Source organism: Ruegeria sp. CDSB029 (assembly GCF_059611125.1).
In genome coordinates this window covers 77818-94054 of sequence record NZ_JBXWOX010000017.1, presented here as the reverse complement: position 1 = coordinate 94054, position 16237 = coordinate 77818, and the positions used below count along the sequence as shown (strand labels likewise).

General features: G+C 56.2%; 15 protein-coding genes. 4 read left to right on the top strand and 11 right to left on the bottom strand.

Annotated features, from left to right (window positions below; all coding sequences use genetic code 11):
* Window positions 1-82: 82 nt before the first annotated feature.
* Window positions 83-751 (bottom strand): TetR/AcrR family transcriptional regulator, encoded by a 669-nt coding sequence (locus tag AC2FI8_RS18190; protein ID WP_496780479.1) that lies wholly within the window; start codon window positions 749-751, stop codon window positions 83-85.
* A gap of 68 nt (window positions 752-819) precedes the next feature.
* Here AC2FI8_RS18190 and AC2FI8_RS18185 point away from each other — a divergent pair, with 68 nt between their 5' ends.
* From AC2FI8_RS18185 to AC2FI8_RS18170, 4 genes are read left to right on the top strand one after another with little or no spacing between them, the layout of a single operon-like run.
* Entirely contained in the window at window positions 820-2175 is a 1356-nt protein-coding gene (locus AC2FI8_RS18185) for a flavin-containing monooxygenase (protein WP_496780478.1), read from the top strand.
* Window positions 2172-3086 (top strand): bile acid:sodium symporter family protein, encoded by a 915-nt coding sequence (locus AC2FI8_RS18180; protein ID WP_496780477.1) that lies wholly within the window; start codon window positions 2172-2174, stop codon window positions 3084-3086. The genes AC2FI8_RS18185 and AC2FI8_RS18180 overlap by 4 nt, the downstream gene beginning before the upstream one ends.
* Window positions 3071-4009: an SDR family oxidoreductase gene (locus tag AC2FI8_RS18175; RefSeq protein ID WP_496769718.1), complete on the top strand. Its 939-nt coding sequence runs from the start codon at window positions 3071-3073 to the stop codon at window positions 4007-4009. Before AC2FI8_RS18180 ends, AC2FI8_RS18175 begins: the two co-directional genes overlap by 16 nt.
* Entirely contained in the window at window positions 4006-4785 is a 780-nt protein-coding gene (locus AC2FI8_RS18170; protein WP_496769720.1) for an SDR family NAD(P)-dependent oxidoreductase, read from the top strand. The genes AC2FI8_RS18175 and AC2FI8_RS18170 overlap by 4 nt, the downstream gene beginning before the upstream one ends.
* 4 nt (window positions 4786-4789) lie before the next feature.
* Here AC2FI8_RS18170 and AC2FI8_RS18165 read toward each other — a convergent pair whose 3' ends face one another.
* The 10 genes from AC2FI8_RS18165 to AC2FI8_RS18120 all read right to left on the bottom strand — a co-directional run bounded on the left by AC2FI8_RS18165 (window position 4790) and on the right by AC2FI8_RS18120 (window position 16129).
* Window positions 4790-6994 (bottom strand): PAS-domain containing protein, encoded by a 2205-nt coding sequence (locus AC2FI8_RS18165; protein ID WP_496780476.1) that lies wholly within the window; start codon window positions 6992-6994, stop codon window positions 4790-4792.
* A 3-nt stretch (window positions 6995-6997) separates the two neighbouring features.
* On the bottom strand, window positions 6998-8167 hold the full coding sequence (locus AC2FI8_RS18160; protein WP_496780475.1) for an FIST N-terminal domain-containing protein: 1170 nt from the start codon (window positions 8165-8167) through the stop codon (window positions 6998-7000).
* A 51-nt stretch (window positions 8168-8218) separates the two neighbouring features.
* Complete coding sequence (locus AC2FI8_RS18155) at window positions 8219-8896, bottom strand: response regulator (protein WP_496780474.1); 678 nt, start codon at window positions 8894-8896, stop codon at window positions 8219-8221.
* A 92-nt stretch (window positions 8897-8988) separates the two neighbouring features.
* A complete protein-coding gene (locus tag AC2FI8_RS18150) occupies window positions 8989-9462 on the bottom strand; it encodes a putative molybdenum carrier protein (RefSeq protein WP_496780473.1) in 474 nt (157 codons plus the stop codon).
* Window positions 9463-9493: 31 nt separating this feature from the next.
* Window positions 9494-9928 (bottom strand): hypothetical protein, encoded by a 435-nt coding sequence (locus AC2FI8_RS18145; RefSeq protein WP_496780472.1) that lies wholly within the window; start codon window positions 9926-9928, stop codon window positions 9494-9496.
* Window positions 9918-11990, bottom strand: coding sequence for a glycosyltransferase (locus AC2FI8_RS18140; protein WP_496780471.1), 2073 nt, complete (start codon window positions 11988-11990; stop codon window positions 9918-9920). The genes AC2FI8_RS18145 and AC2FI8_RS18140 overlap by 11 nt, the downstream gene beginning before the upstream one ends.
* Window positions 11987-13060, bottom strand: coding sequence for a hypothetical protein (locus AC2FI8_RS18135; protein WP_496780470.1), 1074 nt, complete (start codon window positions 13058-13060; stop codon window positions 11987-11989). The genes AC2FI8_RS18140 and AC2FI8_RS18135 overlap by 4 nt, the downstream gene beginning before the upstream one ends.
* Window positions 13061-13074: 14 nt before the next feature.
* The gene (locus tag AC2FI8_RS18130; RefSeq protein ID WP_282150864.1) at window positions 13075-13395 is read right to left on the bottom strand and encodes a hypothetical protein; all 321 of its coding nucleotides are present in this window, start codon (window positions 13393-13395) and stop codon (window positions 13075-13077) included.
* Window positions 13396-13471: 76 nt separating this feature from the next.
* Window positions 13472-15481, bottom strand: a complete 2010-nt coding sequence (locus AC2FI8_RS18125; RefSeq protein WP_496780469.1) for a hypothetical protein — start codon at window positions 15479-15481, stop codon at window positions 13472-13474.
* A gap of 339 nt (window positions 15482-15820) precedes the next feature.
* Complete coding sequence (locus AC2FI8_RS18120) at window positions 15821-16129, bottom strand: Dabb family protein (protein ID WP_496780468.1); 309 nt, start codon at window positions 16127-16129, stop codon at window positions 15821-15823.
* Window positions 16130-16237 lie beyond the last annotated feature (108 nt).

The following is a 16237-nucleotide window of genomic DNA, read 5'->3' as shown; positions in this document are numbered from 1 at the left end:
AACGCATGCGACCATTTGATTTGGTCCCATGCGTAACTTCAAGTTGAGCGGGTTGGGGCGAAGTGTTGTGATCGTTCCAGGATTACCGCGACGGGTTCAAAACACCGGCGAGCCCAGCATGACAGAACTGCAACAGGTTCCCGATTGCGCCCTCGGCGTCGCGTTTTTGGTCAGGGCCGGAAAGTGCCCCAATCCGCCACTCCGACGTGCACAACGCCAGCATGGACGACACTGAAAAGACCAACGCCCCGGCAACGTTCGCCGGGTCGGCCTTGGGATATTTTGTGCACAGCTTGTGAACGACCAGCGAAGCGACGGGATCAAAATGGGTTTTGGCCAGCGCATGCCAGCGCGCATCAGCGGAAACAATCGCCACAATGCGCGCGTACGCCAGCCACTGCGGGTCATTACTGAATGCGCGGGTCAACAGCGGCCGCATGAAGGCTGACATCAGGTCCGCGGCGTCCCAATCGCCGCGATCCTCCAATCGGCTGATGGCTTCACGACGCTCTTGCGATAGCTCGCTGGCGCGGCGTGCCACGATGCGTTCAAAAAGCTCATCCTTTGGACCACCGTGAAAGTTCACGTTGGCCTTCTGAACCTGCGCCCGTTCGGCGATGTCGCGAATCGAGGCACCGTCGAATCCCTGCTCGGCAAAGACAAGTTCCGCAGCGTCAAGAATACGTTCTCGTGCCGCAATGGATCGCTGCGAGGGCGCCCTTTTTCTTTCTTTTACAGCGTGTTGTGCCATTTCAAAAACTAATTTGCCTTATTTCGAACGATCGTTCAAGATAAATAATGTCGCAGGAGGAGAGACGGATGGAACAGGTGCAAGTCGGAGCGGGCCAGCCGGTCACGGTGAAGGCCCGCCCGGAAGAGTGTTTTGCTCTGATCGGAGCTGGGCCCATGGGTCTGGCGATGGCCAAGACACTTGTCGAGCAGGGAGTGCCATTTCAGGGATTTGAACTGGCTGATGATGTGGGTGGCCTGTGGAACATCGATGCCCCTCGGTCTACGATGTACGAGACCGCCCACCTCATATCGTCCAAGAAAATGACCGAATTCACCGACTTCCCTATGCAGGAAGAAACGGCGGAGTATCCATCACATCGCGAGCTCAAGACGTATTTCCACGACTTCGCAAACGCATTTGACCTGTACCAGCACTATCACTTTGGTGCCGAGGTCCTGAGTACCACACCGCTGGATGCAGGCGGATGGGAGGTGAAATGGCGTGACAAGGCAGGCACTGAGCACTGCCAGATCTTTGCGGGTATCCTGATCGCCAACGGCACATTGTCCGAACCCAACCTACCCAAGTTTGAGGGAGAGTTTTCAGGCGAGCTGATCCACGCCTCGGACTATCGTTATCCGACGCAATTCACAGGCAAGCGGGTTCTGGTCATCGGGGCCGGAAACTCGGGCTGCGATATCGCGGTTGACGCCATTCACCACGGGCAGTCTTGTGACATCTCGATGCGCCGGGGGTACTATTTCGTACCCAAATACGTCTTCGGCGTTCCGGCCGACACGATGGGCGGGAAGATCAAACTGCCCATGTGGCTGAAACGAAAGGTCGACGGTGCAATCCTGAAATGGTTCGTGGGTGATCCGCAGAAATATGGCTTTCCCAAACCGGATTACGCCCTCTACGAGTCCCATCCCGTCGTCAACTCGCTGATCCTGTTCCACGCCGGGCATGGCGATTTGAAGGTGCGCCCTGACATTGAAAGATTTGACGGCAAGACGGTCCATTTCCGTGATGGTACCAGTGCTGAATACGACATGGTTCTGGCCGCGACCGGATATAAACTGCACTACCCGTTCATCGATAAGTCACACTTGAATTGGCAGGGCGACGCCCCGCACCTGTACCTGAACTGCATGCACCCAACCCGCGATGATCTGTTCATTCTGGGAATGATCGAGGCGTCGGGCCTTGGGTGGCAAGGACGGCACGAACAGGCCGAGATGGTGGCGCGCTATATCGCGGGACTGAGATCCGGAAACTCTGCCGCAAAGACCATTCACGCGGCCAAATCCCAAAAATTCGAACGTGCGACCGGCGGCATGAACTATATCGACCTGCCCCGGATGGCCTATTATGTCGACAAAGCGACCTACCGCGGTGAAGTGACCCGGCAGATCGCGGCGTTGAAAGCGGCCCAGTCATGAACGGGATCGACGATGTCGCGCTGAACTTCGATGCAGGTAACCTAAAGCTGCTGAACGTCATCCTTGCCGTCGTGATGTTCTCAATCGCGCTGGATCTTAGGATGGATGACTTTCGCCGGATCCTGCGCGGACCGAAACCGTTGCTTGTTGGGCTGGCGTCCCAGTTTTTGGTTCTACCCGCACTCACCTTTCTGATGCTGCTGGTGGTCAATCCACTACCGTCGGTCGCGATGGGGCTGATCCTTGTAGCGGCCTGCCCGGGTGGGAACATCTCGAATTTCATGAGCCATCGCGCAGGCGGAAACGTGGCGCTTTCGGTGTCGATGACAGCTTTCGCAACCGTCGGCGCGATCATCATCACGCCCGCTAATGTTGCGCTGTGGGGGAATCTTTACGCCCCAACACGAGAAATCCTGCAAAGGACAGAAATCGACCCAGTCGCAGTGGCCATTACGGTCGGCTTCATGCTGATCCTACCGCTGATCCTTGGCATGCTGGTCAATGCGCGCTTCACAGCCGTCGCCGATAAAATCCGCCGCCCGATGCAGTGGCTCTCGATGGCGATCTTCATCACATTCATCATGGTTGCGCTCGCCGCGAACTGGGCAATTTTCCAGCATTTTGCGACCATGATCATCGGGATTGTTATTCTGCATAACGCGCTGGCTTTTATGGGCGGGTATCTGACCGCGACGGCAGCTAATCTGTCGGAACGCGACCGCCGGTCTGTCACAATCGAAACTGGGATTCAGAACTCGGGCCTTGGCCTCATCCTGATTTTCGCCTTTTTCGGAGGGCTTGGCGGCATGGCGGTGGCCGCCGCTCTTTGGGGCATCTGGCACGCAATCTCGGGGTTGGCTCTGGCCGCCTTCTTCGCAAGACGAGAGGTGCCCGAATGCGCCACATCCTGATCACCGGAGCTGCGGGCTCGGTGGGCACTGCCCTGCTGCATCGGTTGGGCGATCGTGCCGACATCACGATCACCGCAACCGATATTCAAGAACCCGCCAACTTGCCGAAAAATGCACGGTTCGTACGAATGGATGTCACCGGCAACGCGCCTCTCAACGTCATTCTGGCCGAAGAACCGGACACCATCGTTCATCTGGCGTCCATCGTGACCCCCGGTCCCAACTCGACCAGAGACCATGAATATCAGGTTGATGTCGAAGGTACCCGAAATGTGCTGAATGCGGCGATTGCCGCCGGGGTCAAGCGTCTGGTGGTTACCTCTTCGGGGGCCGCTTATGGGTATCATGCCGATAACCCGGTTCCCTTGCGCGAAACGGATACGATACGAGGCAATAAGGAGTTTGCCTATTCCTGGCACAAGCGGCTGGTCGAAGAAATGCTGGCCGAAGCCAGACAAAGCGCGCCCGACCTCGAACAGGTTGTTCTGCGCGTGGGCACAGTATTGGGGCCCAAGGTCGAAAACCAGATAACGGCTCTGTTCCACAAGCCCAGTCTGCTGGGCTTGAAAGGCTCCGACAGCCCTTTCGTGTTCATTTGGGACGAAGACTTGGCCGATATACTGGTTCGTGCGGCCACGGACGGGCCTGCCGGCGTTTTCAACGTTGCGGGTGACGGCGCGCTGACCATCTCACAGATCGCGTCACAAATGGGCAAATCGGTGCGTTGGCTGTCCCCTGCGGTGGTCAAGATCGCCCTGTCCATTGCCCGCCCGCTGGGTCTGTCGCGCTATGGGCCAGAACAAGTGCGTTTCCTTCTATACCGTCCCGTGTTGAACAATGCCGCGCTGAAAGGCGAATTCGGCTATCACCCCAAATTCACAAGTGCCGAGGCGTTTGATCGCTGGTGGGAGGCTGCCCAATGAAACCAACCGCTGTCATCACCGGAGGCGCTGGCGGTTTGGGCCGTGCGCTGTCCGCCGCGCTGAGGGCCGACGGCTGGCACACGGCGTTGATCGATTTACCGGGGCCAGAGCTTGACGCGCTTGCCAATCAGGATGACGTCAGCATCTATGCCTGTGATCTGACCGACGCTGATCAATGCAAAGACACCTGCACCCGGATCATTGCGGCAAGGGACTCCATAGATCTGGTGATCTACAATGCAGGCGTCTCGCAGATTTCCGCGTTTTCGGACAGCGATATGCGCTCGCACCGAAACTTGTTCGAAATCAACTATTTCGCTGCGGTTTCTTGCGCTCAGGATTTTCTGGACGCGGTCAGGAAGGCCAAGGGTACGCACCTCGCGATCTCTTCCGTTGCAGGTTTTGCACCCCTCATTCATCGAACCGCCTATGCAGCCAGCAAACACGCGATGGAGGGGTTCTTTAAGTCCCTTCGCGCCGAGGAATCCGCCCACGGGGTTCGTGTTTCCATCGCCGCGCCATCCTTTGTGGCGACCAATATCGGGCGACCGGAGGCCGCAGACGCTGGGTTCGTTCGTCCCGGCTCTGCCTCGGATGGTATCGACTACATGGAGCCGGAAGCGGCGGCGCAAGTAATCTTGCAAGGTTACCGGCGACGTAAAGACTACATCCCTGTCGGGCGGATCGCACAGATCGCCAATCTGCTGAACCGTCTGGCACCAAAGCTCTATTTCCGTCAGATGATGCGGACGGTAGGTAAGCGACGAACGCCCTGACCTGTCAACTGACCGAAGCCTCTAACACGGATTTTAGCTTTTGTGCATCAATCGGCTTTTGCAGCAAAAGGTAGCCTGCCGTTTTGCAAGAGGTCGCCAATTCGGTCGAACGATCAGCGGAAATGATGCAACCGGGCAGTTGCCCGAATTCGCGTGTCAGTTCGGCAATGGCTTCGGTACCGGCCTTTCCGCCGTCCAGTTGAAAATCGGCGACAATGACATCCGGTAAAATCCCGATCTCGTGCAGCAGGTTTGCCGCCTCATCTTTGCTGGCCGCTTCCAATACCTGAACGCCCCAGTTTTCCATCGTCATGCACAGCGCCCCGCGCAGGTTGTCATCGTTTTCAATCAGCAAGGCAACCGTCCTGTGCAGCACGTCCGAGCGCGATTGTATCGACGGCTCACCACTATTCAGCGCATCGCGTGCCTGGCCTGCTGATGGAACCGTGATTGAAAAAACGGTTCCGCGCCCCAGTTCGGACTGCAGACGTATCGGATGTTTCAACAAACCACAGGCGCGTTCCACAATGGCAAGGCCCAAACCCATCCCTTCGGCCGCACTGGCGTCTGAATGAATACGTTTAAATTCTTGAAAAACAACGTCTCTTTGGTCAGGTGCGATCCCAATGCCGGTATCCCAGACCTGAATCGATATGGTTTTCCCCAGTCGTCTTACACCGACCAGAACCCTGCCCGTTTCCGTATACCGGATCGCGTTCGACAAAAGGTTTTGCAGAATACGCCGCAAGTAACTGGCATCGCTTCTAACAACCGCATCGGTACCCACAAATCCCAATCCAAGCCCTTTTGCTTGCGCCATAGGCCTAAAGGCGTCCTCCATCTGGGAAAAAAGCTCTCCGACCGGGACGGAAGACAAGTGAACCGATGCCCGCCCGGAATCCAGTTTCGATATGTCCAGCAGCGCCTCAAGAATGTGTTCTACACTGTTGAGTGCGCTTTCCGCCTTCGCAGCGACATCCCGCGCGTCAGCCTTGTCCAATCCACTGCCCAGCGTCGAGACGTAGAGTTTTGCAGCCGACAGAGGTTGCAACAGGTCGTGGCTGGCCGCCGCAACAAAGCGCGATTTTGATGCGTTCGCGCGTTCTGCCTCGTTCAGCGCGTCCGCGAGCTCCATTGTCCGCGATGCAACGCGCTGTTCCAACAGTTCCTTGGCCTCGACCAGGGCTTGCGCGGATTTTCTGTCTTCCGTCACATCAGTGAAAGAAATCACAAATCCCTGATCCGGCATTTCCTGCGCAAAGACTGACAAAATCTTGGCACGACCGCTGTGCATCTGGAATTGCAGCGGCGGACGTTCGGTCGAGCGATTGACCCAGGCCAGCAGGTCAGCGTCGCTCACGCCGCCCTCAAAACTGATTGTCGCGCTTAACCGGTGAAACAACGTCTGGAACGGTGCGCCCATCTGAAATTGCGCGTTGGGAATGGCCAGAAGTTCGCTGGCGCGGTTGTTCCACCCGACCAGACGCAGCTTGCTGTCAAAGATACAGACCCCCTGATCGATATGTTCCAGTGTCGCGCGGATCAGGCGCGCTTTGTCATCAAGGATACGGTCCCGTTCCTGCCGCTCGAACCGCATGATGTCGGTCACATCCGTCTGCAGGATCACCGTGCCGCCATCCGGCGTCCGGTGTTCGGATACCTGCATCCAGCGGTTGCCGCTAAGGCGGATGTTAAAGACAACGTGATCTTCAGCATGGCGCGCCATGCGTCGTTGCACCCAGTCCTTTGGGGAAACGACCCCGGGCAGGGACAGAAACCTGGACTGGCTGACCAACCCGACATAATCGGTGAACCGCAGCCCCGGTGTCAGCTTGGTTTGGATGTCAGGCATATGCAGGCCAAAGCGGCTATTGCACAGGACCATTTCTTCATCCCGGTTGAACAGCGCAAACCCTTCCTGCACCGCCTCGATCGCATTGGCGAGGTTTGCGCGGGCGGCTTCGGTTTCCTGATTGGCCTGCGCCAAACGGGCGTTCGAGTCGTTGAGCAAGTCCAACGCCCGCTCAAGGTCATCCGTCCGCGCTCGCACTTCCTGTTCAAGCATGGCAGCCCGCTGAAACTGTGCGTAAGCCGCGCCCGAGGCGTCAGTGGATTCTTCAACCCGCCGCATCAGGGCCGCGACGATTTTCAGCAGCTTTTCATTTTGCCGATCAAGCGGATCATTGGGGTCGGTCAGAGATTCAATCATCGCCTACCCGTCTTCCGGGGGGTAAATCGCGACGCCGGTCAGCGTCTGGTTCACATGGATCGAATTGAATTGCTCGCCATAGGTCGAAAACCCCACGACATGGTTCTCAGCAAGCAGTCGCGAGATCTCGCCCGTCTTTTGCTTTTCCTGTGCCTCCAGCCGGCGCAGGATGCAATCGCAGCCCAGGATCGTGTCCGGACGGGTGGTCTGTGTCAGCGCAGCGATTTCTTCCTCGAGATGCGAAACCATGTCGCGAGGTTCGGCCAGCGTCAGCACCAGCCCCTCATCAATCGCGGAAAAGAACACAAGGTCACCATTGCCCGCGACGCGCTGAATGGCCCGCACATGATGCTGGCCGCCAATCTGCACAACCAGCGGGTGGGCCGCAAAGGTAAAGGTCGTCAGCTGTTCAGGGTCTTTTCCAAGTAGACGGGCATATTCGCGCGCGGCTGGCTCGGCGTTGATTTCCTGCACAATGCGGTTTGCCGGATCGGCCTTGGTGACAACCATACGCCGCGCCGTTGGCACCAGGTGATCCGTCTTGAACACTTTGATCGGGCAGCGCGTGCGAACTTGTGTCAGGATCGCCGCGTTCTGCATGGCCTGACCGTCCATCAACACATAGGTCGCGCCGAAATGGGTTCCGTCCCCTGCGGACCCGCCGAACAAGGGCACCGGCCCCAGTCCAATGGCGAGTTCCGACGTCAGCGCATCCTCTTTCGTCGACAGCCCGTCGATCATCAAAAAGGAAAACTCATGTTTCCAATCCGGTGCGGACGCCGCCATTTCGTTACGGTTGCGGATCATCTGGTCAATGATGTCCTGCGCCGAGAAATTCCCAAGGTCGGGCACCAACAGAGTGCGCACCTCGAAATGCGAAGACGGTAATCCGATGGCGACAATCTGATCTTCGCCGTAACCGCAATCTGCAAGCTCGCCCGCTGTGGTGCATCCGATTACCGGCGTTGGCGCAAAAGCATCGACTGCCTCGGAAATAACCGCCGCCGCATCCGCGCCGGAGCTCACGAACAGAATAACCAAGGACAAAAGATCATCGCCCAAGGATCCGGCGAGTTTTTCAATCGCCTGATCCGTGTCGCGATGTACAAAGCCCGTTTTGACGATACCTGGCGCACGGGCAGCAGCTGTCGCCCACCCGACTGCTTGGTTCATCCTGCCCTCCTCCCTGAAGCGCAACGTTTTCATATGATATGGCGCGAGGGCTTATTCTTGCAAGACGCTGGCAAGAGAAGCCTTCTTGGCAAGCAGCACGGCTTGCGTACGGCTTTGCACGCCGAGTTTACGCATGATTGCAGTTACATGCGCCTTGACTGTGGTCTCGGCAATGGACAGATCAAACGCAATCTGCTTGTTCAGTTTGCCTTCACAAATAAGCTGCAGAATGCGCGATTGCTGATTGGTCAATGTGGCAAGCCGATTGGCGGCGTCGCTGTGTTCGGTTTCCGCATCGTCGTCAATCAGTGCAAAACCGTCCGGCACAAAGACGTCCCCGGAATGAACTGTCTCGAAAGCTGTACGAAATACATCTCGCTGGCTGTGCTTGGGGACATAGCCTGAGGCACCCGCGCGGATCACCTGACTGATCACACGGTTCTCTGAAATCGACGACACCACGATGACCGGTGCATCGGTGGCCGCTTTGACGCGCACCAAACCTTCAAGCCCGTCCACATCCGGCAGGTTGAGGTCCAGTATAACCGCATCTGGTCGCAACCCACCAGCAATCAGAGCAATCGCGTTTTCCAATCGATCTGCGGTGTGGATTTCACCAATACGAGTGACACTTTGCAACGTCATCGACAAAGCATCACAAAACAATGGATGGTCATCGACGATCAGGACCTTGTCAAAATCAATCTGTCCGGCATTTTTTGCAAACATGAAACTTGGCCTTCGCAATCTGGTTGTCCCAACCCTAGCAACCAGCAGGTGCCGCGCCTACTGGCGAAACGTCGTATACCCGGAACCCATGCTTAGTTAACATTCCTTTTTTTATACAAAATCGACTGACGTAGTACTGCTGTCACCTTGGCTCCGATTTGGGGGGCTTCGCTTTCTCTGGGACCCGCGACGTTCAATACCGCATTGGGTCTCGCCATAACCCAATGCTTTACTTGGCGCGCGCACGCCTCAAGCCCCTGCCCTAGATCAACGACCAGATTAGGCTTTCCGATCTCTTGCGCGAAATCGACGGTCAACTGCGTTCCCGGACTGGTCGATCCATCCAAAAACACCAGCAACGCGTCGCAGGACAAAACGTTCATCCTTGTGCGCTCGGCAACATCTTCAGACTGCGTTTCAGACAAATTGGTGAAGCGATCCGGAATGCGGCCCGCCTCATTCAAGCGGCCTTTCGGAACCCAGCCGCCATAGGGGATCTCGTTTTCCAAAGCGAACTGGAAAGCCGCCATATCAACGCCTGTTTGTCCGCCGGTTATGATTTTCACAAGACGTTCCTTACCCTAAACCGGCGCCTTGCTAGCCCAACAGACCGATTTCATGCCCGTCAATGATAATCGCCAGGTCCCAGTATTTTCTGATTTCTTCCTCGGCGGCCTGGGCTGCAGCGGCCTCTTCGGGAACGCGTTCGACACGAAACCCGAACCGTTCAAGACCGCAATAATCAACGCGGCTGAGAATGACCGGAAAAACCTCCCGCTCCATCGCGGCGGCGGCCAAAAGCCTGGCGATGCGATACGGTATCTGTGGCGGTTCATGCACCCGCACGCCGATATGCACCGGACCACCGGGTTCGCGGTCCCACAGCATAAGCGACGGTGCCAGCCGCATGTTCGGAAAGACAACCTTGCCAAGCGGCTTGGCGCCGTGATCCTCATTGATCAGATCGTCCAGCGGCACGGGCCGATTTGGCGACGCTCGGCTGAGGATTTCGAACCATAGATCACTGGTCATATCCGACCCCCAATTCGGTCAACAATTCGGCGGCCTTGACTGCCCCCGTTTTTGGCAGCTCAAAATCATTCAAAGCGGATCGGTACAATTCGGCTCCGTCATGATCCAACCAATCTGCGACCGTGCGTTCAAGCTTCATGAATTCGCGCTCGGTGATGGCGGCGCACAAGTCACGGTCGGCCATGGCTGTGGCGCGCCGTTCCTGATCGTCCAGATAGGGTGCTGACTGCGGAATAAATATCGCCGGGATGCGATGGTACAGCATCTCAAGGACCGAGTTGTAACCGGCTGCAGATATAACCACATCCGCGGCAAGACAAAGCTTGGTCGCCTCTAACGTCTGAACCACGTGGGTGTTTTTCCAACCAAATGTGGCAGGCTGAACCGTGCTTCCGGGCCACGTTACAACAAGGTGCAGGCAATCTTTGCGCGCCTCAAGCATGCCCGAGATCGCCTGCAATTGTGCAGACCTGTCCGAGGCAACCCCACCCCCTAACATGCTGACAACCAGTTGCTTGAAGTCGCGCCCGAAACGTTCCGCCAGCCGGGCCCTGAGCTGTTCTTTTTCCGCGGCGGATTGTTCCACCTGACGCACGATTGGCCCGACATAATGGACATGGTCACCATAGCTGTAGGCGTCGTTCAACTCGTCAAATGCCTCGGAAGGCACGATGACACGGTCAAACACGCTTTCGCGGCGCAGCATGGTCTGCCTGGACCGGCCTTCGGGCCACAACCCGCGCCGGATCCAAGCCGCCGACAACTTGCGTTCACGGATAACACGATAGACGGAGTCAAACACGTAGCCGCCGTCAAAAACCAGCGTGTCGTTTTCCTGAAGCACCCCACCAAGACGCCGATAAGTCAGCACGTCATTGCCATCTGAATTGGTCTTTGTATCGGTGCGCTGAACCAGAGGGATACAGCCGATACCCTCACGGCGAACAAGCGGGACACAGCTGGGAAAGGCCGCGAACATTTTTGTCATGGTGTCCGGCATTTCACGGGCAATGATACTGCACCGCTGCGCGTGGCCCAGCCCCACCCCGTTTGTCGGGAAAAACAGGGTTTTAGGCTTGTCCTGTTCCGTCTGACGCCGTTTCGGTTTCAGACCTGCAGCCGTTTCCAGACGAGAAATATCAACTGTGTGCAACCATTGCGATTTCGAGGCCTGTTCGACAATTTGCGGCACGTTCCCGATCACATTGCCGATCAGATACCCATCCAATGCGAAAGGAGTCTTGGGGCCCAGCAATGCAGGTGCGCCCGAGGACATCAGAACCTCATCGTCGGTACAGTCAATGGCAACGCCGCCCGTTGCAATCAGCTCAACCGCAAAAGCGGCCATGCGAACTCCGGCAATTCCATTACCGAACATCGCCAGAATATCCGTCGAAATTGCCAAAGTCAGCGGCGACAGTCCGGTATACAAGTAGGTCGGCAAATCGTGAAACGGCGACGCCTTGATCGCCTCGTTCTGTGCGCCGCTAACAATGAGTTTCAGGTTATAGCCACTCTGGCTGCTCATCCGGGAAAAACAAGACAGCGTCTCGGGGTTGTCCAACTCCATCGAACCCAGAACAACGGTCACGTTCGGCACCACCCGTTTGGACCGCCGCGATACTGGCCGAACATCCGCCACCAAAGGGCTGGAGGTAGATGGCAACACCGGTCGCGGTTGAAAATCTGTCAGGTCGATCACCTTGGCTTCGCGCCCAAGCGCATAGGCCAGCCGGGCCTTGGCCGCGATATAGCTTTGCTGAGTCATAAAGCGGCCCGTCGCAACAACCGGGACACTCGGGTCGAGCTGTTTGTTGCGCAACGACGCAAGAAGAAAATCATCGATCTCTTCTGCACCCAGTACGAATACACTCTGCGCCTTGTTCTCACCCGGGTCGACAAGGAACTTGGCTGCCTCGTAGATCCTGCCACGCCCTGCATCCTCGGGCAGATAATCGGCATCAATGCAAACATTGAAGCCACGTGCGGCAAGCTGCTCAGCAAAGATCAACTGCGTGTCAAACGACCGCAATGAGCGTGTGCCCACTTCGACATAGATCATTTGTTCACCCCGCTATCGGCGGACAAAACCCCCGACAGCATCGCCTTGAATTTCCCTGCAGAGTAGTTCTGCAGCGCCGATTGCGATCTGGCCACCTGATCATGATACTTCTGCGGTTGGGCGATCAGGTCGGCAATGATTGCGTCCACCTGTGATGGCTGGCAAGCCAAGACAGCATTTCCGAACGTAGCGCCAGTATCAGTGTTGGTTAGAACCACCTTACCCGCGGCAACCGCTTCGGCCACAACGCGACCAAAACTTTCCTGCCAGGTCGGCGCGGTGAAATATACAAAAAAGTCAATCATTCCAAAGAACTCTTGCACAGTTATGGCATCAAAGGGAAGCAAGGTCCAATGCGCGCGAAGAACACGGGCATTCAACAAAGCATCCGCCCCTAGGATTACATTGCACTGCGAATGGCTTGGAAAACAGCTGTCCAAATCAGCAACAACCGGGAACTTCTCGAATCCGGGTCGTGAATGACGCCCACGGCGGTCCTGTGGTGTTTCACATGGGGCGCTCATCTCAGTCTCGCAAATGTTGAACCAGTCAGAGCTCAAAACCTCCCACTGTCGCGCCACACGAGAGGTTGCCAACCAGTCTACGACACCGCTTCGATTAAACGGTGATATCGGCGCGAGTGTTTTCCTCAGCGAAATTGTCGAGGCTTCGATCTGATTTAGACAGCTTGAAACATCAAACCCTTCCGCCCCGCCCGGACGCAGAAAATTCTCATGCGTGATCACGTACAGCTCGCGCGCAATGATCCTTGTGCCAAGCGTGTCCTGAAATTTCAAAAAAGACGGGTTGTGCAAAAACACGAAATCCGCGCTGATCCGGGGTGCATCCCAAATGATCGGAATGTTCAGCTCGTCCAGCACCTGCCGCAAAACCGGTGAAACGTGTTGGTTGGTGCCAAACGTCCTGGAAGTGATCGCGTGCACGACCACCTGCCCGCATTCGGCGGCCACCGGCAATTCGGCCGCCACAGCCGCAGAAGTCCCGCCAGAGAACCGCGGCTCGATGACATAGGCGATCGTTGGTGTGTTCGATCGCCCGAAGGCAAGCATTTCTGACATCCGACTCAGTGTTGCCGCGAGGCATCGAATGCCTCGTTAGCCGCACGGTTCTCGCTGCTGGCCGGTGCACTGGTGGCATAACTGAAATCCAGATTGCCAACAGATGCGACCTCGTGAAAGCTCCGCAGCTCCAGCGACAGTTCATCTTCGCCGGTCAATAGCTCCGGGTTTTTGTCGAGGTAGGAATACAGTGCCTGAATGTCATTGGTGGACAGCATTTGGTCGATGGCCAGCAGATGCTCAAGCGTAATTTCGGCACGCGCGTTTTGGGTCGTCGATAAGAATAGCAGAGCAGTTACGATGCCGATAAGTCGTCTATCCGTCATTTTGGATACCTCGTCGGAAACAATTAACAGTACAAAATCTTGAATCAGTCCTTCTCAGTATAGCTTAAAAATACAGTCATTGGGTCGTCGCTTTCTTAAGTTTGCTCAGGACCTGACTTTTCAGTTGATTGACGCGGTTAGGGGCCTGGGTTCTGGCCGTGCTGCGTGTGTTGGTTCGCTTGACACTGGCGACGCCAGAGCCTTTTCCTGCCAACCATAACTCTACGATTCCACTAGGAGTTTTGGTGTTGGACCCTGTGAAATCCCGCAGCAATGCACCTGAGTCTCTGGCAAGGGCGGCTGCTCTTTCCTCGTCCTGCTTGTGATAGAAGCGAACGTTTGACTGGGTGATCTTAAACCCCACGCGGGCTTGCCCGTTAAGCTCATGTCCGGTCGAAGTCAGGTTGGACACAACAGAATCCACAACGCTCTGCGGAACGTTGGTCGGCGCATAAATCCGGAAGGCCACGGACATGTTTGCCGGGGCAGGCTCTGGTTCCGGGGGTGTGATTACATCATTCAGCAGGGCCGGTGTCCGAGGCAAGACCGGTGATTCCAGCGGGCTTGGTGTCACCGAAAGGACCGGTGCCCGTAAAGCCAATGATGTCTCGAAAGCGGCCGGTGTGATCAATGGGGCCGGCGCATCGATTGGCTTTGGCGCGATTGGCAATGCCGCCAATTCGACAGGCTCGGGCTGGGGTTCGTATGGCAACGGTTGCGCAATCTCGGCAGCAAGGTTTGTTCCCTCTGGCCGCACGGCAATGTCCGAACCTGTTGCATCACTTGTCTGAAGACCCTGTTCCGGCTGAGAACCATTCTCGGGCTCGGTCAAGAGGACATCCAAAGATACTTGCGTCACTGTATAGTCCAGTACACCGGGCTGGATCGGAACTACAGGCGGACGCATTGTTTTTGAGGTTGCAGCTACGTTTACACCTTTCAAAAACTCTTCGGGTTTTACCACAGTCACAGTTGTTTCAAGCAAAGCGACAGAAGTGCTGAAAATTTCCGGCGTGGATTGAAACTGTACGAATCCCAGGTTCACCTCTTCCCGCGGCCGATAGCTTAGCAGGGTTATCGGTAGTGGCGGCTGGACAAGCGTTGGCACTAATGGCGGAAAACTGGGGGCCGTGCGAGACAATTCTGGTTCGATACCGCCCGATTGCTCGGATGCGTCCGATAAGGGCGATGGCAGCAAGGCCAAGACTTGTGAATCAGCTGTGTCTGTTTCAGGCAGAATCGCTTGAGATGACGTATTGAATTCAGACGCATAATTTACAGCCAGGTCCGGCTCGCCTCTTTCAACATCGGGCAGCGGCACCGAGCCTTCGGCCGGTTCTACGTCCAGTCGTGAGAGCGCGCCTACCGCTGTGCTGTTTTGGCTAAGTTGTCCCGCATTTTCGGTTGGCCCGGACGCGTTTAATCCAGACAGGAACAGAAATATCACAGATGAAGCGGCAACACCTATGCCGCATCCCGCCGCGACCAGTCCCAACCGCATCCTGAGGCGAGTCCGGCTCTGATCCACTGTCCTTTCAATAAAGCTTTGATGCAGACGATCCGCTAACCCTTCGTTGGATAGCTTTTGGCCTGACTCCGGGGCGACCAAATCGTCCGGTATATTGGTGGGGTGGATGCCCGGCACAGGCCCGACATGTGGTGGAACAGCGCGCGCTCCATCTCGCTCTTCGCGTGCGACGTTTCTGGTCGCACGGTCGTATTTGTTGACGGTTTGGCTGTCCGCTCGCCGCGCGGTCGTTTTTTGAACCGACTCAACAGATTGATGAGAGCCGGTTGCTGGGGTCGCCTTACCTGCTTTTTCAAACCGCCCCGCCGCTTTGTCTAACGCGCTTGGCAGCCGCGCACCATTGGTTGAGCGTTTGTCCTTTTTGGAGTCAGTATCTGGCGGCTGCGAAGCAACACCATTTGCCTTCCGGGCCGCCAAGTTTGTCGCCCTCTGTTTCCGAGCTTTTTCAAGCATCTCCTCCCATTCGGGAGATTCCAAAAAAGAATAGACATCCGATACATCGTCAGTGTCTTTTTTGGCAACTTTCGGGCGAGCCTTCGGATCGCTGGCCTTTGTCATCAAACCCCCGAACTGGTCGCCGGAACACGCACTTCACTGCCGCAACTCGGGCGAACCAAATACACTCGTTAACATCAAAAAACTCAAGAAAATATGAAAAATAGTATAGAAAATTGACCGCCGGAAGACAAGCATTCAGGTGTTTTAGGCACATATTCAGCCATTCTCACGAAAAACCAACACGCAACGACAAGCCGCCAACACGCCCTTGCCGTTCCTACACTGCCATTCCAAAGGTTCAACTTTTGCCGGGTTTCGTTGATCAGGAAATGCATGGAAAAGCGACGTGCATAAGCTTCTAACTGCCGTTCCGGATCAGGTTGAAGCTGTTTCGCTGTATTAAACCTCTATATCCAAGACCAGAATTCCGTCGATGCCGCCCACGGCGTTTTCGACCAACTGCGCGCCCAGCGCTTTGTGCCTCTCGTTGCTTTGATAGCTTGCCAATGCGGCCCAATCATCGAAATCAATCACAAACCCATGCTTGTAACCGCGTTCGATCTGTTCAGGGCTTTCGCTGCAGCCACCGGTGAACCCACCTGCGCCCGGCAGGGCGTCGGTCAGGTCCGACAGGCCCCTGTAAATCTTCCCGATGGTTTCTTCGGTCACGTCGGACCGAAATTTTGTCAGAACGATATGGCGGATCATAGTTAGTTGCCTTGATCATGAGTGTAGGAGCGCAAGCGTCCGAAGAATTCGAGCGTCACCATAACTAAGGCGTTTGCAACCAGAATGTACCTAAGACTTGGAGCCTGC

Bases quoted from the DNA above. Each gene is read 5' to 3' on its own strand.
- AC2FI8_RS18190 (WP_496780479.1), bottom strand. From the start codon at position 751: ATGGCACAACACGCTGTAAAAGAAAGAAAAAGGGCGCCCTCGCAGCGA.
- AC2FI8_RS18185 (WP_496780478.1), top strand. From the start codon at position 820: ATGGAACAGGTGCAAGTCGGAGCGGGCCAGCCGGTCACGGTGAAGGCC.
- AC2FI8_RS18180 (WP_496780477.1), top strand. From the start codon at position 2,172: ATGAACGGGATCGACGATGTCGCGCTGAACTTCGATGCAGGTAACCTA.
- AC2FI8_RS18175 (WP_496769718.1), top strand. From the start codon at position 3,071: ATGCGCCACATCCTGATCACCGGAGCTGCGGGCTCGGTGGGCACTGCC.
- AC2FI8_RS18170 (WP_496769720.1), top strand. From the start codon at position 4,006: ATGAAACCAACCGCTGTCATCACCGGAGGCGCTGGCGGTTTGGGCCGT.
- AC2FI8_RS18165 (WP_496780476.1), bottom strand. From the start codon at position 6,994: ATGATTGAATCTCTGACCGACCCCAATGATCCGCTTGATCGGCAAAAT.
- AC2FI8_RS18160 (WP_496780475.1), bottom strand. From the start codon at position 8,167: ATGAACCAAGCAGTCGGGTGGGCGACAGCTGCTGCCCGTGCGCCAGGT.
- AC2FI8_RS18155 (WP_496780474.1), bottom strand. From the start codon at position 8,896: ATGTTTGCAAAAAATGCCGGACAGATTGATTTTGACAAGGTCCTGATC.
- AC2FI8_RS18145 (WP_496780472.1), bottom strand. From the start codon at position 9,928: ATGACCAGTGATCTATGGTTCGAAATCCTCAGCCGAGCGTCGCCAAAT.
- AC2FI8_RS18140 (WP_496780471.1), bottom strand. From the start codon at position 11,990: ATGATCTATGTCGAAGTGGGCACACGCTCATTGCGGTCGTTTGACACG.
- AC2FI8_RS18135 (WP_496780470.1), bottom strand. From the start codon at position 13,060: ATGCTTGCCTTCGGGCGATCGAACACACCAACGATCGCCTATGTCATC.
- AC2FI8_RS18130 (WP_282150864.1), bottom strand. From the start codon at position 13,395: ATGACGGATAGACGACTTATCGGCATCGTAACTGCTCTGCTATTCTTA.
- AC2FI8_RS18125 (WP_496780469.1), bottom strand. From the start codon at position 15,481: ATGACAAAGGCCAGCGATCCGAAGGCTCGCCCGAAAGTTGCCAAAAAA.
- AC2FI8_RS18120 (WP_496780468.1), bottom strand. From the start codon at position 16,129: ATGATCCGCCATATCGTTCTGACAAAATTTCGGTCCGACGTGACCGAA.